Source organism: Hydrogenophaga sp. NFH-34, from assembly GCF_021401345.1.
Lineage (GTDB): Bacteria > Pseudomonadota > Gammaproteobacteria > Burkholderiales > Burkholderiaceae_C > Hydrogenophaga > Hydrogenophaga electricum.
Genome location: NZ_JACBGE010000001.1, coordinates 100,422 through 127,393 on the forward strand (window position 1 = coordinate 100,422; position 26,972 = coordinate 127,393).

34 protein-coding genes are annotated in these 26,972 nt (G+C 65.9%); 29 read left to right on the plus strand and 5 right to left on the minus strand.

Features of this window, described 5'->3' with window-relative positions; all coding sequences use genetic code 11:
* Position 1 precedes the first annotated feature (1 nt).
* The 18 genes from L0977_RS00495 (at position 2) to L0977_RS00580 (ending at position 15,799) form a co-directional block, all read left to right on the plus strand.
* The gene (locus L0977_RS00495) at positions 2-373 is read left to right on the plus strand and encodes a DUF5368 domain-containing protein (protein ID WP_009521537.1); all 372 of its coding nucleotides are present in this window, start codon (positions 2-4) and stop codon (positions 371-373) included.
* Between the two features lie 15 nt (positions 374-388).
* The gene (locus L0977_RS00500; RefSeq protein WP_009521538.1) at positions 389-766 is read left to right on the plus strand and encodes a carboxymuconolactone decarboxylase family protein; all 378 of its coding nucleotides are present in this window, start codon (positions 389-391) and stop codon (positions 764-766) included.
* A gap of 9 nt (positions 767-775) precedes the next feature.
* The gene (locus L0977_RS00505; protein ID WP_009521539.1) at positions 776-1,201 is read left to right on the plus strand and encodes a hypothetical protein; all 426 of its coding nucleotides are present in this window, start codon (positions 776-778) and stop codon (positions 1,199-1,201) included.
* 1 nt (position 1,202) lies between these two features.
* Positions 1,203-2,588 (plus strand): dihydrolipoyl dehydrogenase, encoded by a 1,386-nt coding sequence (locus tag L0977_RS00510; protein ID WP_096450758.1) that lies wholly within the window; start codon positions 1,203-1,205, stop codon positions 2,586-2,588.
* Between the two features lie 79 nt (positions 2,589-2,667).
* A complete protein-coding gene (locus L0977_RS00515) occupies positions 2,668-3,039 on the plus strand; it encodes a DsrE family protein (RefSeq protein WP_009521541.1) in 372 nt (123 codons plus the stop codon).
* A 115-nt stretch (positions 3,040-3,154) separates the two neighbouring features.
* Entirely contained in the window at positions 3,155-3,988 is an 834-nt protein-coding gene (locus L0977_RS00520) for a TlpA disulfide reductase family protein (protein ID WP_096450756.1), read from the plus strand.
* 264 nt (positions 3,989-4,252) lie between these two features.
* Positions 4,253-5,167, plus strand: coding sequence for a LysR family transcriptional regulator (locus L0977_RS00525; protein WP_009521543.1), 915 nt, complete (start codon positions 4,253-4,255; stop codon positions 5,165-5,167).
* Between the two features lie 292 nt (positions 5,168-5,459).
* On the plus strand, positions 5,460-6,458 hold the full coding sequence (locus L0977_RS00530; RefSeq protein ID WP_442786597.1) for an ATP-binding protein: 999 nt from the start codon (positions 5,460-5,462) through the stop codon (positions 6,456-6,458).
* Between the two features lie 128 nt (positions 6,459-6,586).
* Complete coding sequence (locus L0977_RS00535) at positions 6,587-6,805, plus strand: AlpA family transcriptional regulator (RefSeq protein WP_009521545.1); 219 nt, start codon at positions 6,587-6,589, stop codon at positions 6,803-6,805.
* A 39-nt stretch (positions 6,806-6,844) separates the two neighbouring features.
* Entirely contained in the window at positions 6,845-7,711 is an 867-nt protein-coding gene (locus tag L0977_RS00540; RefSeq protein ID WP_009521546.1) for a ParA family protein, read from the plus strand.
* Positions 7,695-7,952 carry a hypothetical protein gene (locus L0977_RS00545; RefSeq protein ID WP_009521547.1) on the plus strand — a complete coding sequence of 86 codons (258 nt, stop codon included), beginning with the start codon at positions 7,695-7,697 and terminating at the stop codon, positions 7,950-7,952. Before L0977_RS00540 ends, L0977_RS00545 begins: the two co-directional genes overlap by 17 nt.
* Positions 7,945-9,615, plus strand: coding sequence for a ParB family protein (locus L0977_RS00550; RefSeq protein ID WP_234262731.1), 1,671 nt, complete (start codon positions 7,945-7,947; stop codon positions 9,613-9,615). The genes L0977_RS00545 and L0977_RS00550 overlap by 8 nt, the downstream gene beginning before the upstream one ends.
* 13 nt (positions 9,616-9,628) lie before the next feature.
* Positions 9,629-10,189: a DUF2857 domain-containing protein gene (locus tag L0977_RS00555; protein WP_096450754.1), complete on the plus strand. Its 561-nt coding sequence runs from the start codon at positions 9,629-9,631 to the stop codon at positions 10,187-10,189.
* Positions 10,190-10,192: 3 nt separating this feature from the next.
* Positions 10,193-11,443: an STY4528 family pathogenicity island replication protein gene (locus tag L0977_RS00560; protein ID WP_096450752.1), complete on the plus strand. Its 1,251-nt coding sequence runs from the start codon at positions 10,193-10,195 to the stop codon at positions 11,441-11,443.
* A gap of 309 nt (positions 11,444-11,752) precedes the next feature.
* Positions 11,753-12,538 carry a PFL_4669 family integrating conjugative element protein gene (locus L0977_RS00565; RefSeq protein ID WP_096450750.1) on the plus strand — a complete coding sequence of 262 codons (786 nt, stop codon included), beginning with the start codon at positions 11,753-11,755 and terminating at the stop codon, positions 12,536-12,538.
* Positions 12,535-13,086, plus strand: a complete 552-nt coding sequence (locus tag L0977_RS00570) for a DUF3158 family protein (protein ID WP_096450748.1) — start codon at positions 12,535-12,537, stop codon at positions 13,084-13,086. Before L0977_RS00565 ends, L0977_RS00570 begins: the two co-directional genes overlap by 4 nt.
* Positions 13,083-13,466, plus strand: a complete 384-nt coding sequence (locus tag L0977_RS00575; protein ID WP_096450746.1) for a single-stranded DNA-binding protein — start codon at positions 13,083-13,085, stop codon at positions 13,464-13,466. Before L0977_RS00570 ends, L0977_RS00575 begins: the two co-directional genes overlap by 4 nt.
* Positions 13,467-13,768: 302 nt before the next feature.
* A complete protein-coding gene (locus L0977_RS00580) occupies positions 13,769-15,799 on the plus strand; it encodes a DNA topoisomerase III (protein ID WP_096450744.1) in 2,031 nt (676 codons plus the stop codon).
* Positions 15,800-16,324: 525 nt separating this feature from the next.
* Here L0977_RS00580 and arsN2 read toward each other — a convergent pair.
* Genes arsN2 through L0977_RS00605 form a run of 5 tightly spaced genes read right to left on the minus strand, consistent with a single transcriptional unit; the run spans position 16,325 to position 19,568 of the window.
* Entirely contained in the window at positions 16,325-17,155 is an 831-nt protein-coding gene (gene arsN2 / locus L0977_RS00585; RefSeq protein WP_096450740.1) for an arsenic resistance N-acetyltransferase ArsN2, read from the minus strand.
* Positions 17,152-18,243 (minus strand): ACR3 family arsenite efflux transporter, encoded by a 1,092-nt coding sequence (gene arsB, locus L0977_RS00590; RefSeq protein WP_096450738.1) that lies wholly within the window; start codon positions 18,241-18,243, stop codon positions 17,152-17,154. The genes arsN2 and arsB overlap by 4 nt, the downstream gene beginning before the upstream one ends.
* 9 nt (positions 18,244-18,252) lie before the next feature.
* Entirely contained in the window at positions 18,253-18,750 is a 498-nt protein-coding gene (locus tag L0977_RS00595; protein ID WP_096450736.1) for an arsenate reductase ArsC, read from the minus strand.
* Positions 18,751-18,762: 12 nt separating this feature from the next.
* Positions 18,763-19,227, minus strand: coding sequence for an ArsI/CadI family heavy metal resistance metalloenzyme (locus L0977_RS00600; RefSeq protein WP_234262732.1), 465 nt, complete (start codon positions 19,225-19,227; stop codon positions 18,763-18,765).
* 11 nt (positions 19,228-19,238) lie between these two features.
* Positions 19,239-19,568, minus strand: coding sequence for an ArsR/SmtB family transcription factor (locus tag L0977_RS00605; protein ID WP_096450732.1), 330 nt, complete (start codon positions 19,566-19,568; stop codon positions 19,239-19,241).
* Between the two features lie 325 nt (positions 19,569-19,893).
* Between L0977_RS00605 and L0977_RS00610 the strand changes: the two genes are divergently transcribed.
* The 11 genes from L0977_RS00610 (at position 19,894) to L0977_RS00660 (ending at position 26,922) form a co-directional block, all read left to right on the plus strand.
* Complete coding sequence (locus L0977_RS00610) at positions 19,894-20,145, plus strand: hypothetical protein (RefSeq protein WP_041701432.1); 252 nt, start codon at positions 19,894-19,896, stop codon at positions 20,143-20,145.
* Between the two features lie 25 nt (positions 20,146-20,170).
* A complete protein-coding gene (locus L0977_RS00615; RefSeq protein ID WP_096450730.1) occupies positions 20,171-20,563 on the plus strand; it encodes a hypothetical protein in 393 nt (130 codons plus the stop codon).
* Between the two features lie 103 nt (positions 20,564-20,666).
* Positions 20,667-21,131, plus strand: a complete 465-nt coding sequence (locus L0977_RS00620) for a hypothetical protein (RefSeq protein WP_096450728.1) — start codon at positions 20,667-20,669, stop codon at positions 21,129-21,131.
* Positions 21,132-21,211: 80 nt separating this feature from the next.
* On the plus strand, positions 21,212-21,928 hold the full coding sequence (locus tag L0977_RS00625) for a DUF5983 family protein (protein WP_096450726.1): 717 nt from the start codon (positions 21,212-21,214) through the stop codon (positions 21,926-21,928).
* 292 nt (positions 21,929-22,220) lie between these two features.
* A complete protein-coding gene (locus L0977_RS00630; RefSeq protein ID WP_096450724.1) occupies positions 22,221-23,018 on the plus strand; it encodes a GTPase in 798 nt (265 codons plus the stop codon).
* Between the two features lie 77 nt (positions 23,019-23,095).
* Positions 23,096-23,461, plus strand: a complete 366-nt coding sequence (locus tag L0977_RS00635; protein ID WP_096450722.1) for a DUF3085 domain-containing protein — start codon at positions 23,096-23,098, stop codon at positions 23,459-23,461.
* 413 nt (positions 23,462-23,874) lie between these two features.
* Positions 23,875-24,438 carry an STY4534 family ICE replication protein gene (locus tag L0977_RS00640; RefSeq protein ID WP_096450720.1) on the plus strand — a complete coding sequence of 188 codons (564 nt, stop codon included), beginning with the start codon at positions 23,875-23,877 and terminating at the stop codon, positions 24,436-24,438.
* 120 nt (positions 24,439-24,558) lie between these two features.
* Positions 24,559-25,188 (plus strand): DUF3275 family protein, encoded by a 630-nt coding sequence (locus tag L0977_RS00645; protein ID WP_096450718.1) that lies wholly within the window; start codon positions 24,559-24,561, stop codon positions 25,186-25,188.
* Positions 25,189-25,289: 101 nt separating this feature from the next.
* Positions 25,290-25,682, plus strand: a complete 393-nt coding sequence (locus L0977_RS00650) for a hypothetical protein (protein WP_096450716.1) — start codon at positions 25,290-25,292, stop codon at positions 25,680-25,682.
* 7 nt (positions 25,683-25,689) lie between these two features.
* Positions 25,690-25,959 (plus strand): hypothetical protein, encoded by a 270-nt coding sequence (locus L0977_RS00655; RefSeq protein WP_096450714.1) that lies wholly within the window; start codon positions 25,690-25,692, stop codon positions 25,957-25,959.
* Between the two features lie 135 nt (positions 25,960-26,094).
* The gene (locus tag L0977_RS00660; RefSeq protein WP_096450712.1) at positions 26,095-26,922 is read left to right on the plus strand and encodes a DUF932 domain-containing protein; all 828 of its coding nucleotides are present in this window, start codon (positions 26,095-26,097) and stop codon (positions 26,920-26,922) included.
* Positions 26,923-26,972: the final 50 nt, after the last annotated feature.

Below are 26,972 nucleotides of genomic sequence, written 5' to 3' on the forward strand. Positions count from 1 at the left end.
CATGAAAGAACTCGATCCCTTCATCCTGCTGGCTGTTTTCCAGGAAATGCTCGGCCCCTTGCTGTGGATTCTCCTGGCCGTCGTCGTCCTGGGCCTGGTCGCCTTCGTCGCCCTGCTGGTGCGCGAGAAAGGCCTCGTGTCACGCCGCCTGGTGCGTTCGGAGGCGCTGGGCATCGTCGGGGGAGCACTGGCTTTGGTCCTGATGGCCAAGGTGTCTTCCTCGGGCTTCACCGATGCCGCCGGCCCGGCCGACTGGTTCTTGATCGCCCTGGTGTTCGGTGCCGGCCTGGTCGGATCGACCATATTGGCCTACACCATCGCTGGCTGGTGGCCTGCTCGGCGGCAGCCGGCCGGCACCGCAAACGCCCATTGAGCCAGGGAAACTTCCATGACGACGACCAGCTACAAGAACGTGACGAAGCAGATCACCTCCAACCTGGCACCGCTGCGTGCCAGCGTTCCACAGGTCATGAAGAGCTTCACGGAAATGGGCAAAGCCGCCATCGCCGATGGCGCGCTGGACGCCAAAACCAAGGAACTCATTGCACTGGCGATTGGCATCGCGACGCGCTGCGACGGTTGCATCGGCTTCCACACCAAGGCCTTGGCTCGTCTGGGGGCCACGAAAGCCGAAGTGCACGAGACCCTGGGCGTGGCGGTCTACATGGGGGGTGGCCCCTCTGCGATGTACGCAGCCAACGCCGTGGCCGCCTTCGACGAGTTCATGGCTGAAACACCTCTCAGTTCGTTGCCGGCAGAGCAATAGAGCGCGTCCATGCGGCACTTGGCCAGCTACGTCGCAGCCATCCGACAGCGCCGCAGCCCGATGTGTATCGAGAGCATGACGCGCGATGCGTTGAGTTGGCAGGAGGATGGGTTCAAAGTGACCCAGGAGACGGTCACCTATCGGTTCACCGACGGCGCCACGATCTTCTGCACGACCGAGCAGGACTCGGTGCCGGTGGATGCCGATATCTGCCCGGAATGCTGGATCACCTACGAGGTCGTTTCAGATGGGCATTCCGACGAGCGGATCACGCCTGCGCGAGTGACTTTCAACTCGACCTGCCGGGAAGCCTTCTGGCTCAAGTACCACGCGCCGTCGTCTGACGACCTAAGCGACCTAACCGTGTCTGCATCGGCCCCTTGGTCGGCTGAGACGCGCTGCGACGATGCAGACACAACGAAGGAGAACCCCTAGCATGCCCTCGTCCATCACCACCGACGTTGCCATCATCGGAGCTGGCACTGCCGGTCTCACGGCTTTCAGCGAATTGCGTCGCCTCGGCCTGTCCGCCGTTCTGATCGACCATGGCCCTTTGGGCACGACCTGCGCCCGGGTGGGCTGCATGCCTTCCAAGGCAGCACTGCATGCCGGCCACCAGTGGGCCAACCTGCGCGCGCTGCTGAAAGAGGCCGCCGCACCTGCGGGCTCGGCCACTCCTGACGACTTGTGGAGCCACGCCCGCAGGACGCGCGACCTGCTCGCTGGTAACACCGCCAAGCGCACCCGCGAGGTCGCAGGAGATCGGCTTCTCACGGGAACGGCGCGTTTCACCGGTCCCAACACCGTGGACGTCAACGGCCAGCTCATTCACGCTCGGGCGTTCATCGTCGCCACCGGCTCCCGGCCGGTGGTTCCGCAGGCTCTTGCGGCGCTGGGCGATCGGCTGCTCACCACGGATAGTCTGTTCGACCTGGACACCCTTCCCGGGAGCGTCGGAATGTTGGGACTGGGCGCCATCGGGCTGGAAATGGGGTTGGCGCTGTCGCGGCTCGGGGTTCGACTGGTCGCCGGTGACATGAAGGCCTTGCCCGCAGGCATCACCGACCCCAAGATCGGTGCGCGTGCCATCGAGCACTTCAGCGGCGAGATCACCATGTGGCTGGGGCGGCCCGTCGAAGCCACTGCCCGGCAGCAATCAATCGAGCTGCGCAGCGGCGACGCTGTCGAACAAGTGGACGTCGTTCTGGCCGCACTGGGTCGCCGTCCCAATGTCGAAGGTCTGGATCTGCAACTGGCAGGCGTGCCGCTTGATGCACGCGGACAGCCGGTCCTGCATGCCAAGACCCTGCGTGCCGGCTCGTCCCTCGTGTTTCTCGCCGGTGATGTGAGTGCCATTCGGCCGCTGATGCATGAGGCCGTCGATGAAGGACTGATCGCAGCGCGTGCCGCTGCGCAATCGCTTGGTGGCTCCCCCCTTGCCGAACTCCCGCCACGCCGCACGCCGCTGGCGATCGTGTTCAGCGACCCCGACATCGCGACGGTCGGTCAAGCCTACGACACGCTGAATCTCGACCAGACCGTCATCGGCTCCGCGCAAGGCGACGCCAATGGTCGATCGCGCGTGATGGGTGCCGAAGGCAACCTCGTTCGCCTGTATGTGGACCGCGGCAATGGGCGCCTGCTAGGTGCCGGCCTGCTCGCCACGCGCGGGGAACATCTGGCCCACTTGCTGGCCTGGGCCATCCAGCGCGGGGAGACGGTCGAGAGTCTGCTGACGATGCCGTACTACCACCCCAGCATCGAGGAAATGGTGCAAAGCGCGCTCAAGGATGCAAGCCGGCAGTTGAAGGCTTCGGCATGAGCACCTTTGCCAAAATCCACGCAACCTCACCCCGTAGACCGTCCCACCGTTCTATTCATACACTGACCAGGAGCTGAACATGCAAACCACTGATTTCGTCGCGACCGTCTTCGACGGCACCAGCAATCCGAACAAGGTCACCGTGACCTTCACTATGGCCCTCAACGCCTTGCTCAAAGGCCACACGGCCACCATCATCCTCATGGTCGAAGCCGTCCAACTCGGCAAGCCCGGGGCCACGGCGGGCATGGCGATCGGCAAGCCGTTCGAGCCCGTGGCAGACCTGCTGGCCAAGTACCTCGAAAAAGGTGGTCGCATCGCCATCTGCGGCTCTTGCATGATTCACAACGGTCTGACGGCCGAGCAGATGGACCCGCGCTTCGAAGTCATCACGGCGCCGGATGTCATCGAGCTGCTCATGAATGCGAGGGGCTCCTTGCAGGTGACCTGAGGGCACACCAACCGTGCGATATGCAAGGCCGCCCATCGGCATGAAAGGGCCACCTCCTGCCCAGAAGCTGGCGAGCGGATGTTTCGGCCCGCTCGTTCAAGGCGGGAGCTAGAACTTGATTCATTCCGTTCAGATCGGACCAGTGTCACTGCCGCCCGGCCTGGTCCTCGCTGCGCTCGTCCTGACAATCGCTTTGTTGGTCGGAAATTGGCTTGGGCGTAAAGCCGGAGTCGAAGTAGAGAGTCGAATCTACCGCGGTCTGTTCATCAGCGCGATCTGCGCTCGCTTGGGGTTTGTGCTCCAGTACCATGAAGCCTATTCCAGCACGCCATGGAGCGTTCTTGATTTTCGTGATGGAGGATGGTCTCCCTGGGCTGGGCTACTTGCAGCATGGCTCTATGCCGCGACGGTCGTTTTACGTTTCCCGACAATAAGCAAGCCCCTGCTGTCGGGCTTGACTGCTGCAAGTGCGATTTGGATCGTCGGAACGGTGGTCCTGGCCTTGCCGTCTCGTGAAAGGCAGTTCCTGCCGGATTTCAACACGCTCTCCATAAAGGGCGACCATATCGCGCTGCAGTCCTACGTCGGAAAGCCTACGGTGGTCAATCTATGGGCCACCTGGTGCCCACCTTGCCGGCGCGAAATGCCCGTCTTCGAGCGCGCTCAGAACGAGCATCTTGACATCAACATCGTGTTTCTCAATCAAGGGGAGGCACCGGCCAAGATCCAGCAATTTCTTGCAGGAAGCAAGCTGTCGCTACGAAATGTGTTGATTGACACGCAGGGCGAAGTTGCCCGCTCAATGGGCCAAAAAGGCCTACCAACAACCCTGTTCTTTAACGCGGCTGGACGCTTGGTCGATGTTCGCGTCGGCGAGTTTTCTTACCCAACCCTCAACCAGCGTATTGATGCGCTCAGGCTCGGTCATGAGGCTGGCGGAAAGACGTGAGCCACTTTGGGATAAGCATCTGTAGTGCAGCAGTCACGGCACTACGGGAGGAGTTGATGCTTCACCAAAGTTATTCCGTCTGAGCCTGATCAACATACTTGTTCCATGATGTCGGCAGCCCAGCAGGCGTGATCGAGTTGGCGCGTTGCTGGTCAATGCATCCGGTAGGCATCGCGAGCTGCGAGGGGTGATTGCAACGGCTGCATTCTTCTCCTTAACTGCGACCAGGGCCATAGGCAGTGGCCCCACAGATAGGGAGAAAACATGAACTTGCGTCATATCGAGGCATTCGTCGCAGTGGCCGAGGAGCTGCACTTTGGCCGGGCTGCCAAGCGCCTGCACATCGAACAGTCGCCGCTGTCGCGCCGGATCAGCCGGCTGGAGGCGGACCTGGGCGTGACGCTGCTCCACCGCAACGGGCGTGGCGTGCGGCTGACCGTGGCCGGGCGCGTGTTCCTGGAAGATGCGCTGCGCGTGATGCTGGCCTGCGAGCAAGCCCAGGCCCGCGTTCGGGATGCGGCGGCGGGCTATCACGGCACGCTGCGCATCGGCTTGGCAGGCGACATCGGACGCACGCGCCTAGCCGCGCTGCTCGCGCTGTGCCGGCAGGAAGCGCCGGAGGTCAGCATCCGGTTGACGGAGGTACCGCTGGCCCAACTCCTGCACGGATTGGGCGTGGGTCTGTTCGACGCAGGCCTGGCGTCGGTAGGGCATGTGGAGGGCGAAATCGTGGTGGCGCCGCTGTGGCGCGATCCGTTCCTGGTGGCCTTGCCGGCGCGGCATCCGCTGCTGGCGTACAAGGAAGTGCCGCTGAAGGAGGTGGTGAAGTATTCGCTGGTGCTGTGCGACCCGCAGGTGTGTGACGGTTGCCAGCAGCAGCGCGAACACCTGTTCCGATCCATTGGCATTCAGCCAGCAGTGGCGGAGTACGTCAGCACCCATTCGCTGATGCTGGCCCTGGTGGCTGCGGGCTATGGCGTGGGGTTCTCCAGTGCAGCGCATCTCGAAGGCTGCACGCAAGCCGAAGTGGTGGCGCGACCGCTTGCGGAGCGGGACGTTTCGTTGACGACGTATCTGCTGCGGCCACAGGGGGACATCCTGGAACCGTTGCGCCAGTTCATCGACCGCGCGGAGCGTGTGGCAGGCACGCCAGTTGGCGGCGATCAACGCCTGGCATGAGGTGGGGAATACTGGATCGGTCGATGCATATTGGGTCTGGCGCAAGACCGGATTTGCATCACCGTTCGACCACCATGCGTCACGACGATAGGGGGCACATCGCTGGGGTAATCCGCATGGCATGAGAGACCGATGCCGGCGCGCTGCCGAAGTCAGTGTACTGACGCGGAACGCATGAGCTTTGCCTGGATGCAAACCGGCTCATCCGGCCGACGCATTGACGCTTTACCCCGCCCCATTTCCTAAGAAAGATTTGCCCTGGTTTTCTGGTTGAGCGCGGCATCCCTGATGGATGCGCGATATTTCAAACCGTTGCGCCGGTAACAAGACTTTTCGCAGGCGCATTATGGTGGAGGTGTATTGGGCATCGCAAGAAGTGTTTGCCTTTTATGCGACGCTCGGCTTCAGCGCCGAACCCAACGTTCACCATGTGCCGACCGGCCCGCGCTTGATCGGGTTCTGGGCAATCGTCGCGCCCACGTGGGCTGCGCGCGCTTGCCACTTGTCGATCCGACGATGGGAAGCGCACGACATGCCGAAATCGAGCAGCCTTGCCTTTGGCGCCAAGACTTACTACCGCCCGATGGAGGCGGCAATCCGCTGGTGCGGACTGCTGCGCTTCGAGCAACGCATCTTGCAAACGCTGGGGCGGCGCGCGATGCCGGAGGCCAACGAGTTTCCGCGCTGGCCACTGCTGCGCCTATATGCCGACCGCATCTTCGACGCGCTGACGCATGGCGAGCTGGCCGGTGGCAGGGACGGTATCGTAATGGACGGCCAACGGCCGGCGCTAGATGATCCGCAACTGACCGTGCGCCATGTGGACCTCAAAGCGTGGATGGCCCACTACTACCCCGGCGAGCGGCCGGGTTTTTTGTTTGACGACATCGAACGCGCGGTGCATCCGGTGGTGAGCGTGGACACGCTCAACATCCTGCTGGCCGACCGCGAGGCAACGAAGGTGCAGCTCGCCGAACTCTCGCAGGTGCGCGAGGCGCTGCGAGCCGCGCACGAAGCCTTGGCGAAGGTACAGGCGGCGCGCGGCGATGCCAGCGACACGTCGCGCGAGCCGGGCTTGCGCAGCGAGACGACCTACCTCAATATCATCGGTGGGCTGCTGACCTTGCTGCTGGGCAAGTCGCCCTCGGGCACGGCCTATTCGTCCTTCCACAGCATGGACGCGGTGGTGAGCGCGCTGCTCGCGCACCACGAAGGCCGGCCGGGCCTGAGCGAACGCACGCTGTGGAGCAAGCTCGCGCAGGCGCGGCGCCACCTCGAAGCGTCGCGCTGATTCAAGTCCCGGCCGCGCCCTGCAATTGCAGTCGCGCCTTCTGCAATTGCAGTGATTTCCGCGGCGGCCGTCTATTCAATGCGAGGCACTTTCCGAACAACGCCAATGAGCGTCAAGGAGTGTCTCTCATGTCTTCGCAGACGACAGCGCCGGTTACGCCGGCCGAGCACCGCATCCTGCGCCGCGCCGAAGTCGAGGCCAAGACCGGCTTCAAGCGCGCCCACATCTATTCGCTCATGAAGGAGGGCAGGTTCCCAAAGGCGCTGCGCCTGGGCGTGCGCGCCGTGGGATGGGACTCGGTGGAGGTCGAGCAATGGATCGCTGACCGCCTCAACGAGCGCGCCTGACGCTTCTTCCGGCACATGCCAATCAACCGGGAGAAGCCCATGCAGGTGGTGTCCATCATTTCGACCAAGGGCGGCGTGGGCAAGACCACGACGGCGGCCAACCTGGGCGGCTTCGCGGCCGACGCCGGGCTGCGCGTGCTGCTGCTGGACCTGGACGTGCAGCCCACACTGTCGAGCTACTTCACGCTGGCCGAGCGCGCGCCGGCCGGCATCTACGAGATGCTGGCCTACAACGAGCAGCGCGCCGAGCAACTGGTATCGCGTACCGCCATCGCCGGGCTGGACCTGGTGCTGTCGAACGACGACCGCGGCGAGCTGAACACGCTGCTGCTGCACGCGCCGGATGGCAGACTGAGGCTGCGCCACCTGCTGCCGACGCTCGCGCCGCGCTACGACCTGCTGCTGATCGACACCCAGGGCGCGCGCAGCGTGCTGCTGGAAATGGCGGTACTGGCCTCGGACCTGGCACTGTCGCCGGTGACCCCGGAAATCCTCGCGGCCCGCGAGCTGCGCCGCGGCACCTTGCAGCTCATCGAGGACATCGCGCCGTACCGGCACCTGGGCATCGAGCCGCCGCCGCTGCACCTGCTCATCAACCGCGTGCATCCGGTGTCGTCGAACGCGCGGCTGATCCAGCAAGCGCTGCGACAGGTGTTCCAGGGGCAGCCTGGCGTGCGCGTGCTGGACACCGACGTGCCGGCGATCGAGGCGTATCCGCGCGCAGCGACGCGAGGCTTGCCGGTGCACCGCGTGGAGTACCGCCAGCCGGCGGGCCGCGCCGCACCCGCGGCACTGGACACCATGCGCGCGCTGGCCGGCGAGCTTTTCCCGGCGTGGCAGGAGCGCTTCGCGCTCGTCACCGGCCGAGAGAACGCGGGAGGGGCCGGCCATGGCCAGCGCGCATGAACTGGCGCGCGGCCACAAGCGGCTGCGAGCGCTGATCGAGTTTGCCCTGGACGAGGGCTGGAAGGTGGTGCGCACCCGTGGCGGGCACCTGCTGTTCACGAAGCAGGGCTGCGCGCCGATCTACACCAGCTCGACGGCGAGCGACCACCGCGCCGAGCGCAATGCCCGTGCGCAGCTTCGCCGCGCCGACCGCCAGGCGCAGGCAGCCGCGGCATCGCCGCAGGAGCGCAGCCATGGCTGACATGACGCCGGACGACATGGCCGCGAAGCTGCTGGCCTCGGGCTTCGAGCGCAGCAGCCCTTCGGCCGCAGCCTTGACCGACCCCATCGCCGACACGCCGATGGTCGTCACGCTGGACCAGTTGCGCCCCTATGACCACGACCCGCGCGTGACGCGCAACCCGGCCTACGAGGACATCAAGGCGTCGATTCGCGAGCGCGGGCTGGACGCGCCGCCCGCCATCACGCGCCGGCCCGGCGAGCCGCACTACATCATCCGCAACGGCGGCAACACGCGCCTGGCGATCCTGCGCGAGCTGTGGAGCGAGACGAAGGACGAACGCTTTCTCCGCATCCCCTGCCTGTTCCGCCCCTGGCCGCAGCGCGGCGAGGTAGTGATGCTGACCGGGCACCTGGCCGAGAACGAGCTGCGCGGGGGATTGAGCTTCATCGAGCGGGCCTTGGGCGTGGAGAAGGCGCGCGAGTTCTACGAACAGGAGATGGGGCGGGACAGCGGCCAATCGCTGTCGCAGAGCGAGCTGGCACGTCGGCTCACGGCCGATGGCTTCCCGCTGCCGCAGTCGCACATCAGCCGCATGCAGGACGCGGTGCACTACCTGCTACCGGCGATCCCGAGCTTGCTGTACGGTGGGCTGGGCCGGCACCAGGTCGAACGGCTCGCGGTGCTGCGCAAGGCCTGCGAACGCACTTGGGAGCGGCGTGCGCTGGGCCGCAGCCTGTCGGTGGACTTCGCCACGCTGTTCCAGGACGTGCTTGCGCAGTTCGATGCGCAGCCGGACAACTTCTCGCCGCAGCGGGTGCAGGACGAGCTGGTCGGCCAGATGGCCGATCTGCTGGAAGCGGACTACGACACGCTGAGCCTGGAGATCGACGACACGGAGAGCCGGCAGCGTGCGCTGACCAGCGATCCGGCGCCGCCGCAGGCAGCAAGACCTCAAGCCCCGGCGTCGTCTGCGTCCGCGCCGGAACGGCCTTCGGTGCAGTCGTCAGCGCCTCCCGCTCCCGCGTCGGCAGGCGCCAACCAGGCGGCCTCGACCAGCGGCGCCGAAAGCGCGCAGCGGGGCGACGAGCAGCAGGACGACAAGCAACGCGATGAACGCCTGCAGGGCCACATCGTCTCCCCGGCGACGACCACCGACCGCCTGCAATCCATCCAGCGCATGGTGGCCGACCAGATGGGCGACAAGCTGCCCGACTTCGAGGCCGACGCGCTGCGCGCCATCCCCGTGCAGGCGGGCGGGCTCTATCCCATCTCGGACGTCTGGTACATCGAGCCCGGCCTGGACGTGCCGGATCGGCTGCGCGTGCACATCGCGCAGTTCGCGCGCGAGATCGCCGAGGAAGCCGCCGTGGCCGAACAGGTCGAGCCCAGCGACGGCGGCATCGGCTTCACCTGCACGGCGCCGCCGGCCCCGCGCGCCGTGCCGCCATTCGCACGGGCAGTGCTGACGCTGCTGCAGGCGCTGTGCGCCGCACGTGCCGCGGCCGGGCTCGATCGCGCCCGGCTGGCGGACGATCTGGCGCCGCTGCTGTGCGGCGGCGGTGCCCATCCACGCCTGAGCGATGCCGCTCTGGTGAAGCTGTTTCGGTTGCTGCGCCTGGCGCGGCGGCTTCTGGATTTGGAGACCGGCGCGGCCTCCAGCGACCCCGGCCGCGGCGCCTGAGCGGAGACCACCCATGTCCGCACCGCACCCGCTCAACCAGGCCGTCATCGCACAGGCGCTGCACGACCTGCGCAACGGGCAACTGCGACGCTGCAAGGCGATGGGCTTCGGCGAGGAAGAACTCGATGCGCTGAAGCATCCCGAACTCGTGAGCATGCTGGTCAATGCCACGGTCTCGTGGTGCTCGGTGTCGGTCAATCGCGAGGTGCTCAAGCGATTGCTGAGCCAGGTGCACGACGTGGAGCGCGAGATCGCCACGGTTGACCGCATGCTGCGCCTGGGCGCTAGCACCGAGATGGTCAGCCGCTTCTACGGCCTGACGCACCAGGAGGTGGCCCTGCGCCGCGACATACTCGGCCTGCCCAAGCGCAAGGGGCGGCATCCAGTGCTGGACGAGGCGCAGGACACGGCGTTGTGGAAGCAATGGAAGGCCGGCGTCACGGAGCGCGGCGTCGCGCTGGACGACGAGGTGGCGATGCTGGCGCTGACCATGGACCTGGCCGAGACCTTGAACCTGCCGATGTCGGTGATCTGGTCGGCGATACGCAACTGGATCGATCAGGGGCTGGTGTAGACCATGGCGACCGGCGGCTCACCCCGGCGCGATGGCCCCGTGGCGCTGTCGGCACTGTTCGACGACGCGCTGCGCGAACTGGTCCCCCCGACACCATCGGCACCGCCAGCCCCGCGCGGCACTGCCCCTGCGGCGCAGTCCGCGCCGGTCAGCGACGGTTTCCTGTACAGCGGCAACCGGCACGAGAGCGTGCCGCGCGCGCTGTTCCTCGACCGTCGCCTGACGCCGCTGGAGCGCAACGCCTGGCAGGTGTTCCGCCTGCAGCTCCAGAGCGACGGCGTGACGGCTTTCCCGACCTACGACCAGCTCCGGCCCTTTCTTGCCTCAATGCCATGCGCGGCACAAGCCTCGCACGAGACCGTGGCGCGCGCCTTGACGTTGCTGCGGCTGACGCGCTGGCTGAGCCTGGTGCGACGGCGCCGCGACCCGAAGACCGGGCGCATCCTGGGCAACCTCTACGTGCTGCACGACGAACCGCTGACACCCTTCGAGGCGATGCAGCTCGACCCCGACTACCTGGGCCTGGTCAGCCAGGCGCTGACCCATGCCGCGAAGGCGGTGCAAATCGTCGGTGCGAACACCCTGCGCGAGATCGCCGAAGACCCGATGCTCAATGGCCGCACGCTGCCCACGCGCCTACAGGTGCTGGCACAACGCATGGCCTGCAACGAATGGGTCGATGCGAGTTATCCACAAGAGCCTGTGGATCACGAATCCGAAGAAGGCCAGGACGGCCTACTTCGGAATCTCGACGGCCCGTCTTCGGATTCCGAAGCAGGGCCGAAACCCGCGCCAGACGGCTCACTTCGGAATCCGAAGGAGGACCGTACAGTACGTAAAGAAAATCATAGTGAAGTACGTACAGTACCGCGCGCGAAGGCGTTGCAGCACCTGCGCCTGCCCGAGCGCCTGCTGCGCTTGAAGGACGAACAGCAAAGCGGCGCGATGGTGGCCTTGCAGCAGGTGGACGAGTCGCTGCGGCAGGCGGTGCTGGACGAATGGGATGCGCGCTGTCGCAACAGCGCGGTGCGCAACCCGGCCGGCTACCTGTTCGGCATCATCCAGAAGGCGATCCGCGGCGAGTTCAAGGCTTGGGCCGGCGAAGGCGGCTCGCCATCGACGCCGCCTGCGCCGCCGCCACGGCCACCCGAACCGGCTCCTTCTGCATCGCCACCGCCCGCACCTAACGGCCCCGGCCGTGAGGCAGCGCGGGCTTACCTGGCGAAGCTGCGTTCGACGTTGGGCAACGCCTGAACAGCTATCCCCAGGGGATAGCTGGGACACGAAGCCTTCCAGCCATCGGCTTCGGTTCTGTCATGTGTCGCACCGTCGCAGCCCGGCGCGGACCTATCCCCAGGGGATAGGTGGAACACGCAGCCTTCCGCGCCCCCGGTTCGGTCCCCGTCTTCATCGCCTGAGACGGGGAGCTATCCCCTGGGGATAGACGCAACACGCGGCCTTCCGGGACGACAACCGGGGACGCACCCGCTGCGGTTTGTTGACTGACGCCCTTCCGGGCGATGCCGATGCTGGCGGCTCGTTCCTTTACCGCGAGTCGTCACCATGGCCAACGAATCCCAGCAGCCCTTGCAGTTGAACCTCGGATCGCTGCGCAGCGCGATGTCGCTGACGCTGCACACCCACCACGCTTCGCGCATCTGGCATGGTCGAGCGCCCGCCGAGGGTCGGCCCGGCATCATCGGCCTCAACGGCTACATCAGCGTGATGAACAAGATGAAGCGCGGTGCCGAGCAGGACGATCCTTACTCGGATTTCTGGATGCTGCGCATCGAGGACAAGCTGACGCAGACCAAGACGAGCTTGCAGGCGCTGCGCGAGCAGGTGGACCAGGCACTGGCCGACGTGCCGCCTGCGCTTTCGCTGGGCGAGAACATGAACGTGCAGCCCGTGAAGCTGCCGCTGTTCGTCAACGCGCAGCTCGGCTTCATGGCGGTGTACCTGCTGGCCGACTATGACGACCTGGCGCGCAAGCTGATCCTTGCCCACCACACCGCACTGATCGACCGCAGTACGTTGGAACGCTGGCTCAACGACGGCGCGCACGCGCTGCGCAGCCTGTTCTCCCTGGCACAGCAGTACCGCTACTCCGGCGCGACGCGCGACGACTTCGCCTCGAAGAACGCGGTGGCGCGGGCGGCGCTGGAGAAGTTCGGCGAACTGCCGCAGGACGTGCTCGAAGGCACGCGCCGCTCGCGCTTTGCACCACCGATCGCGCGGCGGGCGGGCAAGCCTGGCGCAGCCGCTGATGCCGCACCCGTCGCTGGCGCAGCCGACGTAGCGGACGACGACCATGACCATGATCACGGTGGCGAAGGCGCAAAGGCATGACGGCACCGTCTTCCACCGGCCAACCGGCGCGCTTCCTGCCGCTGGAACAGGCGGACTTCCAGCGCCTGGAACACGCGGGCTACCTAAAAGGCCTTTTACAGCCTTTTAAGGGTAAGGGGAGTCTGGAAGCCTGGGCCAACCAATGCACGGCGCTTCGCGACAACCTGATCGCCCTGGCGCAGCGGCGCGTTCTGCAGCAAGCGCGGGCCTACCCGTTCTCGCTGCTCGACGTGCAACTGGCCCAGCAGACCACGGGCGCAGGCACGACCTTCCTGCGCTGGCGCAACCACGACCGTTCCTCGATGGGCGTGGCGCTGTGGGAATCGCTGCTGGACCGCCCGGCGACGCCGGCCTCGCTGATCGACGGCCTGTACGCGATGGAGCTGCAACGCATCGCGCTGAACATGCAGATCAGCCTCCTTCACACGCTGGGCCGCCAGGCCCAGGAGTGCGCCAGCAAGGCCGCGCAGGCCGAAGCGGCTTACCTGCGGCGTGTCCACGGGCATGCCGTGTCCGTTCCATCCACCACCCCCAAGGAGTCACCATGAGTACGCACTTCGTCGGCGAAGGCAACATCGGTTCTGCGCCGGACTACCGCGAATTCCCCAATGGCAATGACGAGCCGCGCCGGCTGCTGCGCCTGAACGTCTACTTCGACAACCCGATCCCGAAGAAGGACGGCGAGTTTGAGGACCGCGGCGGCTTCTGGGCGCCGGTCGAACTGTGGCACCGCGACGCGAACCACTGGCAGACGCTGTACCAGAAGGGCATGCGGGTGCTGGTCGAGGGCCGCACGGTCAAGGACGAGTGGGAAGACGCTGACGACAACGAGCGCACGACTTTCAAGATCGAGGCTCGGCGCGTGGGCATCCTGCCGTACCGCATCGAGTCGGTGACGCTCAGCGCCAAGCCGGCCGGCGGGCAGTAGCTCGCTCGCCGTTTTGCGCTGTGCCGCTCTCCCGAGGGCGGCTGTAGCAACCGTCAGACGCCCGCCATGCACCAGCTATCCCCAGGGGATAGCTCCAGGGTCGTCCACCGAATTCCAGCCGCCCTCCCGAAACGACGCTTCCGCTGCGCCAGTTGCTGCGGTCTTGCTCGCACCACTGCGGCAGCGGATCGCCTGCCGATCACAAAGCGGTGTCTGCGCCAATCGGCTTCCTTGCTGTCGGCATTCGCTGGCCCGGCCAAGCTGGGCCCATCCGACGAACCGCTCATTTCCAAGGAGGCTTCATGCGCGTGTTCCTGTGCGAGAAGCCGTCTCAGGGCAAGGACATCGCCCGTGTGCTGGGCGCCGGCCAACGCGGCAACGGCTGCTATAGCGGTGCGGGTGTCGTCGTGACCTGGTGCATCGGTCATCTGGTCGAAGCGGTTCCGCCCGAAGGCTACGGCGAGCAGTACAAGCGCTGGGCCATCGAGCAACTGCCCATTCTTCCCGAACGGTGGCGCGTCGAGCCCAAGGCGGCGACCGCGGCGCAATTCAAGGTCGTGCAGCAGCTCGTCGCCAAGGCGGGCGAACTGGTGATCGCCACCGATGCCGACCGCGAGGGCGAGATGATCGCCCGCGAGATCATCGAGCTGTGCGGCTACCGCGGCCCGATCCAGCGGCTGTGGCTGTCGGCGCTCAACGATGCGTCGATCCGTAAGGCGCTGGGTGCGCTCAAGCCGTCCGCCGAGACGCTGCCGCTGTACTTCTCCGCGCTCGCCCGGTCGCGTGCCGACTGGCTGATCGGGATGAACCTGAGCCGCCTGTTCACGCTGCTGGGGCGCCAGGCCGGCTACAACGGCGTGCTGTCGGTCGGGCGTGTGCAGACACCGACGCTCAAGCTGGTCGTGGACCGGGATCGCGAGATCACGCGCTTCGTCTCGGTGCCATTCTGGGCCATCGAGGTGGCACTCTCGCATGCAGGCCAGTCCTTCGTCGCAAGCTGGATGCCGCCACAGGGCAGCACCGACGACGCCGGCCGCTGCTTGCAGCAGCCGGTGGCGCAGCAGGCCGCCGAACGCCTGCGCGCGGCCGGCACCGCCCAGGTGCTGTCGGTGGAGACCGAGCGCGTGCGCGAAGGCCCGCCGCTGCCGTTCGACCTCGGCACCTTGCAGGAAGTGTGTTCCAAGCAGTTGGGCCTCGACGTGCAGGAGACGCTGGACATTGCCCAGGCGCTGTACGAGACGCACAAGGCAACGACCTATCCGCGCTCGGATTCGGGCTACCTGCCCGAGAGCATGCTGGCCGAGGTGCCGGCCGTCCTCGACAGCCTGGTCAAGACCGATCCCGGTCTGCGGCCGCTGATCGACCGCCTGGACCGCCAGCAGCGTTCACGGGCCTGGAATGACGGCAAGGTCACGGCGCACCACGGCATCATTCCGACGCTGGAGCCGGCCAATCTCTCGGCGATGAGCGACAAGGAGCTGGCCGTCTACCGGCTGATCCGCGCCCATTACCTCGCGCAGTTCCTGCCGCACCACGAGTTCGACCGGACGGTGGCGCAGCTCACGTGCGGCGGGCAGTCGCTGGTGGCGGTCGGCATGCAGATCGCGGTGGCCGGATGGCGCCAAGTGCTGGCGGCGCCGGAGCCCGAGGACGGTGACGGTGAGGATGCACAGCGCGGACAGGTGTTGCCGGCGCTGCAGGCAGGTGCCGCCTGCCAGGTCGGCCAGGTCGAACTGAAGGCGTTGAAGACGCTGCCGTCCAAGCCCTACACGCAAGGCGAGCTGGTCAGGGCCATGAAGGGCGTCGCAAAGCTCGTGACCGACCCGCGCCTGAAGCAGAAGCTCAAGGACACCACGGGCATTGGCACCGAGGCCACGCGCGCCAACATCATCAGCGGGCTGCTGGCCCGCGGTTATCTGTTGAAGAGGGGTAGGTCCATCCGCGCGTCGGATGCCGCCTTCACGCTGATCGACGCCGTGCCGGCGGCCATCGCCGACCCGGGCACCACGGCGGTGTGGGAGCAGGCGCTGGACATGATCGAGGCCGGCCAGATGACGCTGGACACCTTCATCGCCAAGCAATCGAGCTGGGTCGCTCAGCTCGTGCAGCAGTACCGCGGCGCCACGCTGAACCTCAAACTGCCGCCCGCACCGAGCTGCCCGCAGTGCGGCGCATCGATGCGCCAGCGCAGCGGCAAGAGCGGCGCGTTCTGGTCTTGCAGCCGCTACCCGGACTGCAAGGGCACGCAGCCGGTCGAAGATACCGGAGCAGGCAAGCGCGGCGCATCCAGCCGTGCATCAGGCCCACCGCGTCGGCGCCCCAGGGCGAACTGACGCCCCTATCTCCCTCTGCCACGCCGGCTGCTGCCGACGGCGGGGCAAACCTCCCGCGCCTCGCGGGACTCCCCAGCGCGCGTTCCCTTCTGCAACGGTGTGCGCGTCCTGCACAGGCCGATCACGGCTGGCAGGGCGAGAAGGTCATTGTTCCATCGAATCGCGCTCGCCGCGATTCCGCTGATCGACGTGCTTCCGTCCATCCGCGAGCGGTCTCCTGACGCCTTGGCCCGCAAGGCTGCGAGGTGCCAGGAGACCGCTTGCGGTCGACGGTATTCGGTGCCGGTGCCCGCCGGCGGAACAACGGGTTCCCTTTGTGTGTGGATACACGCCAGAGGATGCCGGCCCCAGCCACGAAACGGGCCGGGTGAGATTGCTGACGCAGCGAATGGCTTTGACGACAGCCTGGCCTGCTTGCAGCCCACAGGTGGATTGATTCCTCTCCAGCCGAAGGTCTGAGTGACCTTCGGCGCTTGTTCCATCAGCGGATTCATCCCCGCTCCGGCACAGTCTTGTGAGACTGCATCACAACGTCATGTGGCGGCTGAGCAGCGCAGCACTCGAAGGGCACAGGCTCGCGGCCTCCCGTGTGGCAAGGATCGCCGCTGGCGCGGCAGCGCGTTCCGCGGGATTGAAGCCCGCGCGCTCGAAGAACGGCGCTGCCGTCGTCGTCAGCAACCAGGCTTCGCGTCCGCCTTCATCGAAGGCGCGGCGCAGCAACAGCGCGAGCATGCCGCTGCCGATGCCGCGATGGCGTGCTTGTGGCAGCACCACCAGGGAGCGCACCAGTACGTCCCGGTCCATGTGCTCGAAGCCGCCGAAGCCCACGCGCTCACCTGACACGGTGGCATAGGCAAAGAAGCGACGCCCCGGCTCGGTCAGGTCGTCGGTGGGAAGACCGGCCTCATGCAGCGCCAGCGCAAGGTCCGGGTCGCTGCCGGCGATCGACGTGTCCACCAGGAGCGACGTGCCGTCCTCTTTGCGTATCTCTTCCGCTGGCCGCTTCGGCAGCAAATCGACCACCATGTCCGAAGGGCGACACAGCCGCACGCCCAAGGGAGACACCACGATTGGCCGATTGATGAGGATCGGGTGCGCCAGCATCTGGTCGATCAACTGGTCGTCGCTCCAATGTGCGGCATCCAGGCCCAGTTCCTTGTAGGGCGTGCCCTTGACGCGCAACGCATCCCGCACGCGCATGCCCATCCGCGCAAATAGCGCCTTCAAGGTCTCGTGGGCGGGCGGCACCTTCACGTACTCGATGACGGTGGGCTCGATGCCGCTGGCGCGGACCAGCGCCAGCGTGTTGCGCGACGTGCCGCAATCCGGGTTGTGGTAGATCGTGATGGTGCTCATGCCGGATGCCTGATCACATTGCGCGGGGCCTGTTCGTACCAGCCGCGAGAACGGTTGACCACACGCACCACCAGCAGCATCACGGGCACCTCGATCAGCACGCCAACCACGGTGGCCAGCGCGGCGCCGGAATGGAAGCCGAACAGGCTGATGGCGGCCGCCACGGCCAGCTCGAAGAAGTTGGACGCACCGATCAGCGCCGAGGGGCCGGCGATGTTGTGCTTCTCGCCGACACGGCGGTTGAGCCAGTAGGCCAGGCCGGAATTGAAGAACACCTGGATGAGGATGGGCACGGCCAGCATCGCGATCACCAGCGGCTGCTGCAGGATGGCCTGGCCCTGAAAGGCGAACAGCATCACCAGGGTCAACAGCAGCGCGGCGATGGACAGCGGGCCGATGTGTTCCAGCGCCCGGTCGAATGTTGCCTGTCCACGACGCAACAGCGAGCGGCGCCATACCTGGGCGATGATGACCGGGATGACGATGTAGAGCACCACCGAGATCAGCAGCGTGTCCCACGGCACGATGATCGAGGACAGGCCGAGCAGCAGAGCGACGATGGGCGCGAAGGCGAACACCATGATGGTGTCGTTCAAAGCCACCTGCGAGAGCGTGAACATCGGGTCGCCGCCCGTCAGCCGGCTCCAGACGAACACCATCGCCGTGCAGGGCGCGGCGGCCAGCAGGATCAGGCCGGCGACGTAGCTGTCGAGCTGGTAGGCCGGCAGCCAGTCGGCGAAGACGTGGCGGATGAATAGCCAGGCCAGCAGCGCCATCGAGAACGGCTTGACCGCCCAATTGACGAACAGCGTCACGCCGATGCCGCGCCAGTGCTGGCGGACCTGGCCGAGCACGCCGAAGTCCACCTTGAGCAGCATCGGGATCACCATGATCCAGATCAGCAGGCCGACCGGCAGGTTGACCTGGGCCACTTCCATGCGACCGATGGCCTGGAATGCGCCGGGCGCGAACTGGCCCAGGGCGATGCCGGCGACGATGCACAGCAGTACCCACACCGTCAGGTAGCGCTCGAAGATGCTCATCGAGAACGATGGCGTGGCGGCAACGGCTTCAGTCTGTATGGCCATCGCGCTACGTCACTGCTTGCCGATGGCGCGCAGCTCGTGCTGGAGCGACATGGCATCGAGCCGTTGGAGCGGCAGCGACAGGAACAGCTCGATGCGACGCTTGAGCGTCAACGCAGCGTCCATGAACGCCTTGCGCTGCTGTTCCTCGCTGCCTTCGACGGCGGCCGGATCGGGCACGCCCCAATGGGCCGAGACCGGTTTGCCTGGCCAAACGGGACACACCTCGCCGGCGGCGTTGTCGCAGACGGTGAAGATGAAATCGAAAACCGGCGCGCCGGGCGCCACGAATTCGTCCCAGCTCTTGCTACGGTAGCCGGTCGTCGGCAGGTGCAGGCGCTCCAGCGTGGCGAGCGCCAGCGGGTGGACTTCGCCCTTGGGGTGGCTCCCCGCCGAATAGGCGTGGAATCGCCCTTGGCCCAGCTCGTCGAGGATGCCTTCCGCCAGGATGGAACGCGCCGAATTGCCGGTGCAGATGAACAGCGCGTTGTAGGTTTTTTCAGTCGTCATGCGCGCCTCGCGTCAGCAGCAGGAAGAAGCCTGCTTCGCGGTAGACCGGCTATCCATCGGCGCGCAGCAAGCCGGAGCGGTGCCCGGCGCGGGCTGCGGCGCTTCGTTGAATACGGGGATGTTGCCCAGCGTGTAATAGTGCTCCCAGGCCACGCCTTGCGGGTCGGTAATCCAGTGTTTCTCGCTGCGCGCATAGCAGCAGGTCGTAGTGCCTTCGTCGAGCAGTGCCATATCAGCGGCCTGCGCGCGGGCCTTCAGGGCGGCGAGTTCGTCGGCGTCGTCGGTCTGGATGCCCAGGTGGTCGATGCCCGGCTTGCTGCCGCACGTGGAGATGGCGAAATTGACCGGCGGATCTTCGAGCATCCACTTCGCATAGTCGCTTTCAATGCGCGCCGGCTGCGCGGCGAACAGTTGGGAATAGAAGCCGACGCTGCGGTCCAGGTCATCGACATGCAGGTGGACGTGAAAGCGTTTCATGGAGGTTCCTTTCAGCAGGAGGTACAGGCGCGGGTGGATTCGTTGGCCTCGCACACGCCGCCTTGGCAGCAGTGCTCGGTCAGGTAGCCGAGCAGCCCGTTCATGTGGGCGAAGTCGGCGCGGTAGATCAGGTTGCGGCCCTGCTGTTCGATGCTGACCAGGCCGGCATGGGCCAGCTCCTTCAGGTGGAAGGACAGCGTGTTGCGGGCCACATCGAGCTGGTCGGCTAGGACGCTGGGCGTGAGCCCTTCGGGGCCGGCGACGACCAGGGCTCGAAACACGCGGAGGCGCTGGGTGTGAGCCAGGGCGCCCAGGGCGGAAATGGCTTGGGTCTCGTTCATGATTCAATAATACAACATTTATCGAATCATTGGGCAGCACCCAGCAGCAATCAGGGACGAGGCGGGAACCGATTCCCCCGTGACGCAGAACGCGCCCCAGCGTGATCCTTTGCGGCACGTGTTGCTGACCTGATCAGCACATGCCAGCAGCCTGGGTCTTTCGGCTGCCGCGGGAATCCTCTCGTGCGACCCACCAGTCCGCTTCGCATCGACCACCGCGGACAGGCGTTTCACAACGCCGATGCCGTTCATGTTCAACCCTTCGGGAGGTATCCGCTCCCGTCAGGGCGTGGTGCTCCCGGTCTTCAACCACCAGGAGAACCCCATGTCCCTTGCGTTCGCATCGGCACCTTTGAGTGCTGAACAGGCCCGCGCGGAATCCATCGGCTACCAGGCCTTGGCCTACGTCGGCAAGCGCCTGCCCCTGCAGGTGCTGTGCAGCGCGGCCGGCCACTACATCGGCACCGCCGATGCGGACGGCCCGGTCTCGCGCGAGTCGGTCAGCTACTTCCGCTCGCACCACGCCGCCGAGCACGCCCTGCAAACGGGCCGCTGGCAGCAGCGCCTCCACCCGTGATGTCCAACCACCAGGAGCCCATGTCATGAACCGTGCCCTGCCTCAAGAGGTACTTGATCAGATCGAGCTGGAACACCAGCACTTCGCCGCCGCGCCCCAAGCCTTCTTCGAGGCGTGGAAACGCGGCGTCGACATCGCCGGAGCCGAATGGTTCGGCGACGGTACCCGCGAAGGCCTGCAGCGTGCCACCACCAAGTGGGATCTGCGGCCGAAGCTGCTGATGCTCAACGATGCCCTCGGCGTCCTGAGCAGCGGCCAGCGGATGTTCCTGTCCGCGATGGTGAGCTTCTACAACGCCCGCGAGGGCGGTGCGATGCTCAAGCGTTGCGGCTTCGAGGGTCTGTCCGACCTGGGCGGTCTCGACCTGGAACGGCGCAAGGTCATCGCCGACCTGACGCTGAACTACAACGGCTGGTGAGCCGCGCTGCGGCCTGCCGACGTTCTTCTTTTCTTCCCACCCCACGAGGGACATGCGTCCCTGCATGGGGCCATGTCCCTCCTTTTCTTGAAAGGAGTGATTCATGTCCCCTGACTTTTCCATCGGTCTGCTCGTGACCGACGACGACATCGATGCGGTCATCCTTGAAGGCTGGCCGGCCGACGTGCGCAAGCCGCGCATCGTGGTGTTCGACTACGCCGGCAATGATGTGCCCGACGAGTATGTGCTGCGTGTCAGCAGCGGAACCCCGAATACCGGATTGACCGGGCGCGAGGTGTTCCCGGTCGAGTACGGACCCGACTGCCGCTACCCATCGCCCGCTGAAGTCCTTTCGGTGCTCGATGCACCTAAGCCGGCCGGAAAACCTTCCGCGCTGAGCATCGCCCGCAACGTGCACCAGAGCATCCTCAACCTGGATGCGCGCCTGGATCGCCTGGAGCAGGCGCCGACCGGCGACGACTACAACCGCCTGTACCAGCTTGCGAATGGCGGCCTGCTCGACCTGTTGAAGGCGCTGGGCGACCCGTCCTCTACCGCTGCCGGCTGACCGGCTGCCACTTCATCCACCCGCTGGGGTTCAATCCCCAGCAGGGGATTGCCTCGGCCATCCCCTGCTGGAGAAATCCCATGTCCTACTCGAACAACAATCCCTTTGTCCGCGGCTACGACGGCCTGTCCGTCCAGCGGCTGCTCGCCATCTCCTACGACGACGACTGCCCGCTGACCTACCTGCCGCTGCATCCTTCGCAGTCGAATCTACCGGACAGCCAGGTCGAACGGCGGGCCTGCATCTTCTCGGACGACTTCGTGCTGATCACCGAGGACCAGGCGGTCCCCGACGAGTTGCAGGCGCAATGCCGCAGCCACGGGCTCGCCCGCAACGTGGTCTATGCCGTGATGGCCCAGGAAGACGGCAAGCCGCTGCACGTGGGCGACACTTACTCCGAAGAAGCAGCGCGGGAAGTCGTGCGGCGCCTGCGCTATGAAACCGGCTACTACAGCCGGTGCTGGGAAATCAGCAGCGCGCACCTCGACGCCGACGCGCATCGCTTCCTCGCCGAGCTTGCGGACATCGCCACGCCGACGCTGTTCCTGTTCGTCGCCTTCCGCATCCCGTACAGCCCGGCCATCGGGTTGAAGCTGATCGCCACGCCCTGGACCGACGAGAACCTGCGCGCGGTCGAAGGCATCACGGCCAAGCGGCTGATGCAGGAGCATCGCAAGAAGGGCATGCCGGAATCCCTCGTGCACGTGCTGCACCTGGCCGCGCTCGCCGACGTGCGCATGCTGATCTTCGATGCCGATGCGCAGGTGCTGGACGGCCTGCCGATCTACGACGACTGACACCACCTTTCGAGCCCCCACGCGGGGCTCGTTCTCTTTCTGGACGAAGCCGGTGGCCGCGCAGTGCCGATTCCCCCGCGACGCTGGCCCACGCCTGACGCATGCTGCTCGCATGTTCGCTGGCGTTGCCGGCAAGCATGCCCAGGCAGTCGAGACCTTCGAGGCTGCGGCACGGTTCGCCGTGCTGGTTGCTTTTCCTTCTCCGGGCGCATGTCGCGTCCATCCACCTCACCCCCAAGGGACACACCTCCCTTGCGGGCGGAAGTCCCTTGGTTGCCACAAGGAGTCTTCCATGGATACCCAAGCCATCCGCGCACAGATGCCGACGCTGGTTCGCGGCCACGTGCCTGCCAACGTCCGCAGCTTCAAGTTCAACATCTTCGACGGCCAGCCCAAGGTTTCGACGCTGGGCTTCCACGTTGATCCCAAGCCCTTCGAGGGCAAGGTCATCGCCACCACCGACGAGGCCATCGTCGTCAAGACGGGGCGGGCCGAGTTCGCGGTGCTCGACAAGGCCCTCGTCACCGACGTGCCCGACGAAGGCGCCAAGGTGCAGGTCGAACCGTATGCGCGGCGCCGCTTCGACGGCTTGCGCGCGGATACGCCCGAGGAGAGCACTGAGTTCACCGCCGACGGCCAGCCGCACACGGTGAAGCGGCTCACCCTGGGTTCCGCGCCGGCCAAGCTGCCGATCCCCGAGCCGCAGTGCCCCGAGCTGCAGGAGCTGATCCACCAACTGGAGCAGTTGCCCGCGCCCGATGGATTCCGCCGCATCACGCACCTGCTGGTGGATGCCGGCGCGCGGGACTTCACGGTGGTCGATCCGAGCCCCAGCAACATCATCGCCACGCCGCCGGCCATCGGCCTCACCGTCGCTTCGGCGAAGTTCCAGGGGCGCGTCACCGTGCTCTACGAACGCGGCCTCGACACCTACGCGGTGGAGCTGCATCGCGAAGGCGAGCTGGTCGAGCGGGTCGATGAAGTGTTCTTCGACACCTTGGGCCAGGTGCTGGAGCGGCTGATCGACGACGGGAGCTGGCGCCTCATCCGCGTGCAGCGCTTGTCCGGTCGCAAGCCCGTCCAGCACTGAGTCCCTGCATCCCCAAGCGGCTTCCCGTCCTCACGGCGGGAAGCCATTTTCTCGTACCTCCATTGGAGATCACTTCCATGACTGTTCGATTCAAAGGCGCCGCGCTTCGGCCCGTGCTCGCCGAGGCAGCGGCCAACCAGTGCCGCGTCATCCTGGTCAAGGACCAGGGCGTGTATTTCATGGCCGAGCGTGGCGAGCGCCAGCCCGATGGACGGCGCAAGACGATCGCCTATGCCGTGGGCTGCAACCCCCATGTCGATGCGTTCGACGACTGGTGGGAACTGACGCGCGCCGAATTCGGCGGCGACGACTTCGGCGAGTTCTTCGACCTGCAGGAACGGGTCTTTACCCGCATCCTGCACAGCGAGGACGACCTCGAAGTGTCGGCCACGGCCACGCACCTGTCGATGCAGCCCATGCCCGCTGCGCCGGCCGGCCACTGACTGGCCTGCTTCCCAGCCCCTTCACGGGGGCTTCTCTTTTTTCTGGTTCAGCGGCCCCGGCCGCATGTCGGCTCAAGCTCCCCACTGGCGCAATGGACTGAAGAGCGCCAGCAATGCGGAGAGTCACGGATACCGATTGCCGCTCGCGCGGGCGCGTGCCAGGCGCCACGCTTACCACCATGTTCCGCTGACACCCGTCAGCAGCATGCCCAGGCAGTCTCGATCTTCAAGACTGCGATGCGGTTCCGACCGCGCTGATCACCCAGTTCGCTCCGGCATCCCAGCGCGAACGGCCATCGGTTCTCCCGATGGTGATGCCACCCAAGCTGTTCCTTCAACCCACGCGGGGGTTCCACACCTTCCCCGCCTTGGGTCGGGTGTGTCTCCGCCTCTTTGTTCTCAGGAGATTCACCATGACCACTTCCACCGAAAAGTCCTTCTTCGACCTGCACATCACCGGACTCGGGTATCTCAATCGCATCCGCGAAGTGAAGCCCAAGAAAGGCGATGCGTTCCTGGCCTGCGACATCGCGGCGCTCAACGGCCCCAGCGATGATGTGGCCTACGTGCGTTTCGACACGCGCGTCTCGGGCTCCGAAGCGCAGCACCTGGTGCGCCGCTGCATCCAAGCGGTTGATGCCGAGAAGAAGGTGATGATCGGCTTCCGCCTGGGCGACCTGTGGACCGACACCTTTACCTACTCCAAGGGCAAGCGTGCCGGCGAGCAGGGCGTTAGCCTCAAGGCCCGCCTGCTGTTCGTCAGTTGGATCAAGGTCGATGGCAAGCTCGTCTACAAGGCCGAGCCCAAGCCGACCGACGCCGACGACCGCGACGAACGCGACGTGCGCGCCACGGATGTCCCCGCGACGTCCGCCGAGCCGCAAGCCGCTGCGTCCGAGCCCGCCAGGCCCGCCGCTGAAGCTGCCGATGAAGCCACTGCCGATGCGCCCGCATTGGAAGTTGCCGAGTCGTTCTGATCCGCAAGGCCCTGACTCTGAATTGAGCCCAGGGCCTTGTCTTCTCCCACTCGCGTGCGCATGCGACCGTCACCATGACGGCCGTGTGCGTGACCGCAGCTTCGTCCGCAGGAGTTCTTCATGATCACCATTCCCGGCCAATTGGCCATCAAGACCATCCACGGCCGCAACGGCGACTTCAACGTCGGGCGCCTTGCGACCTCCATCGGCGAGTTCGTCGTGAAGAACGCCGAACTCGACCAGTACGCCGAAGGCAAGTACGAGGGCGATTTCGCCATCGCGGAGATTCGCCCGTCCACGTACAGCGCCAACGGCCGCATGGTCATCGAGATCCGCGCCCTCCTGGGTGGGATGACTTTGTCCAACATCGACGCCCTGAGCCGTGACGACGCCCGCCGGCTGAGTCCGCAGGAAGTCGATCCGATCGACGAGGAAGCGCAGACCGCCACGCCGACGCCGACGACCGCCCCCAAGGCGGCCGGCCGGAAGAAGGCGCGCAGCTCGCGCGACCCGCTGGTCGATACCACGCCGTTCGGCAGCGAGCCGGCTGCTGCGTCTGCCGAGGCTACGGCCCATGCGGACGACGACGGCGACGCGGCGCTGTTCGACACACTCTGGCCGCTGGGCGATGTCGTCAAGCTCGATGCCACCGTGGATCGGCGCGTGCTGCGCCAGCAGCGCGACCGCCTCGGCGACCTGGGCTACGAGTTCGCTCCGCTGTCCCAGGACTGGCACCTCGCCAGGGTGTGATCCCATCGCCATTTCACGCCGCATGCCTGCGGCTTTCCACCACCCGCCGGGGCTCCTTCCCCGGCGGGAGGACTCCGGCCCTTTCTCACAGGAGTCATTCCATGGGCTGGACATTCGTTCGATTGACGCGCGATCAGTTGATCCGCGAGCTGACCGCAACCGAGGAAACCGAGCGGTCGTGCAGTGAGGTCATCGACCACACGCTGGTCGGCAACGTGCTGTGGACGGTGGTGCGCGTCACCGCCAAGCAGGCCGGTGTCCTGGGTCTCGCACCCGGCGAGTCGGCCACCTTGATCGGCTGCCATCTGCTGGAAAGCGAGGGCCGCGAATGGGGCTACAAGTTCCTGGTCGAGGCCGAGCACCCGTACTACTACTCGTGCCCGCTGCGCTATCTCGACATGGCGCCGCAGCGCTGCGCCACCTGGCGCGCAAGGGTGCATGCCTTCCACCAGCAGCCGACGCGCAAAGCGGCCGGCGATGCAGCCACCGACTGAGGCGCACATGGACACCCTCATGTCGTCCTTGCCGCCCGAGCTGCTTCGCTTCGTCGAAGACCAGTTGGCCAACAACGAGGTTTCCGACGACGACGAACTGCGCGAGCACTTCATCGCCAACGGCCTGAGCGAAGAACAGGCGTGGCAGGCACTGACCTACCGCGCCCTGTACTTGCGCTACATCTTCCTCGAAGGCTTCACGCCGATCCTTAAAGGCCAGGAAGCGCTTTGCTTCAACCCGCATAGCCGAGGCTGGGAGCCGGTTCAGAACCCATAGGCCGCTTCCCAGCGACGCGCTTCTTCATCCCTTCCATCAGGCCCTGTTCAGCAGGGCTTTTCTTCGTCCCATGCAATCCGCGCATCCGGCCTCGGCCGCTGGATACCGATTGCTTCATTCCGCAAGGAGATCATCATGCAACTCGCTTCCCGCTTCGCTTTTCGCTCCCCGGTGCTGCGCGCCGACTATCCGCTGTCGGATGATCAGATTCGCACCGTGGCCCCGTCCATCTTCGCGGACACCCCGCACGAAAGCCGCTCCGAACGGTACAGCTACATCCCCACGGCGGCTGTGCTGACTGAACTGCGCAAGGAAGGCTTCCAGCCGTTCATGGTGTGCCAGACCCGCGTGCGGCACGAGGACCGCCGCGACTACACCAAGCACATGCTGCGCCTTCGCCACGCCAGCCAGATCAACGGTGCCGAGGCGAACGAGATCATCCTGCTCAACTCGCACGACGGCAGCAGCAGCTACCAGATGCTCGCGGGCCTGTTCAGATTCGTCTGCCACAACGGCCTGGTGTGCGGCGACACCTTCGCCGACGTGCGGGTGCCCCACAAGGGCAACGTCACCGATCACGTGATCGAAGGCGCCTACGAGGTGCTGCACGGCTTCGAGCGCGTGCAGGACTCGCGCGACGCCATGCAGGGCATCACGCTGGACAACGGCGAGGCCGAGGTCTTCGCCAGGTCGGCGCTGACCTTGAAGTACGACGATTCGGGCAAGGCCTTGCCCATCACGGAGACCCAGATCCTGCGGCCCCGTCGTTACGACGACAACCGCGCCGACCTGTGGACTGTCTTCAACAGAGTCCAGGAGAACCTGGTCAAGGGCGGCCTGAGCGGCCGTGCTGCCAACGGGCGCCGGCAGCGCACGCGAGCCGTCCAGGGCATCGACCAGAACGTCCGGCTCAACCGGGCGCTGTGGCTGCTCGCGGACGGCCTACGCCAGCTCAAAGCCTGACCCACAAGCGGATCGTGCCTCACGGCATGGTCCGCTTTTTTTTGGCTGGT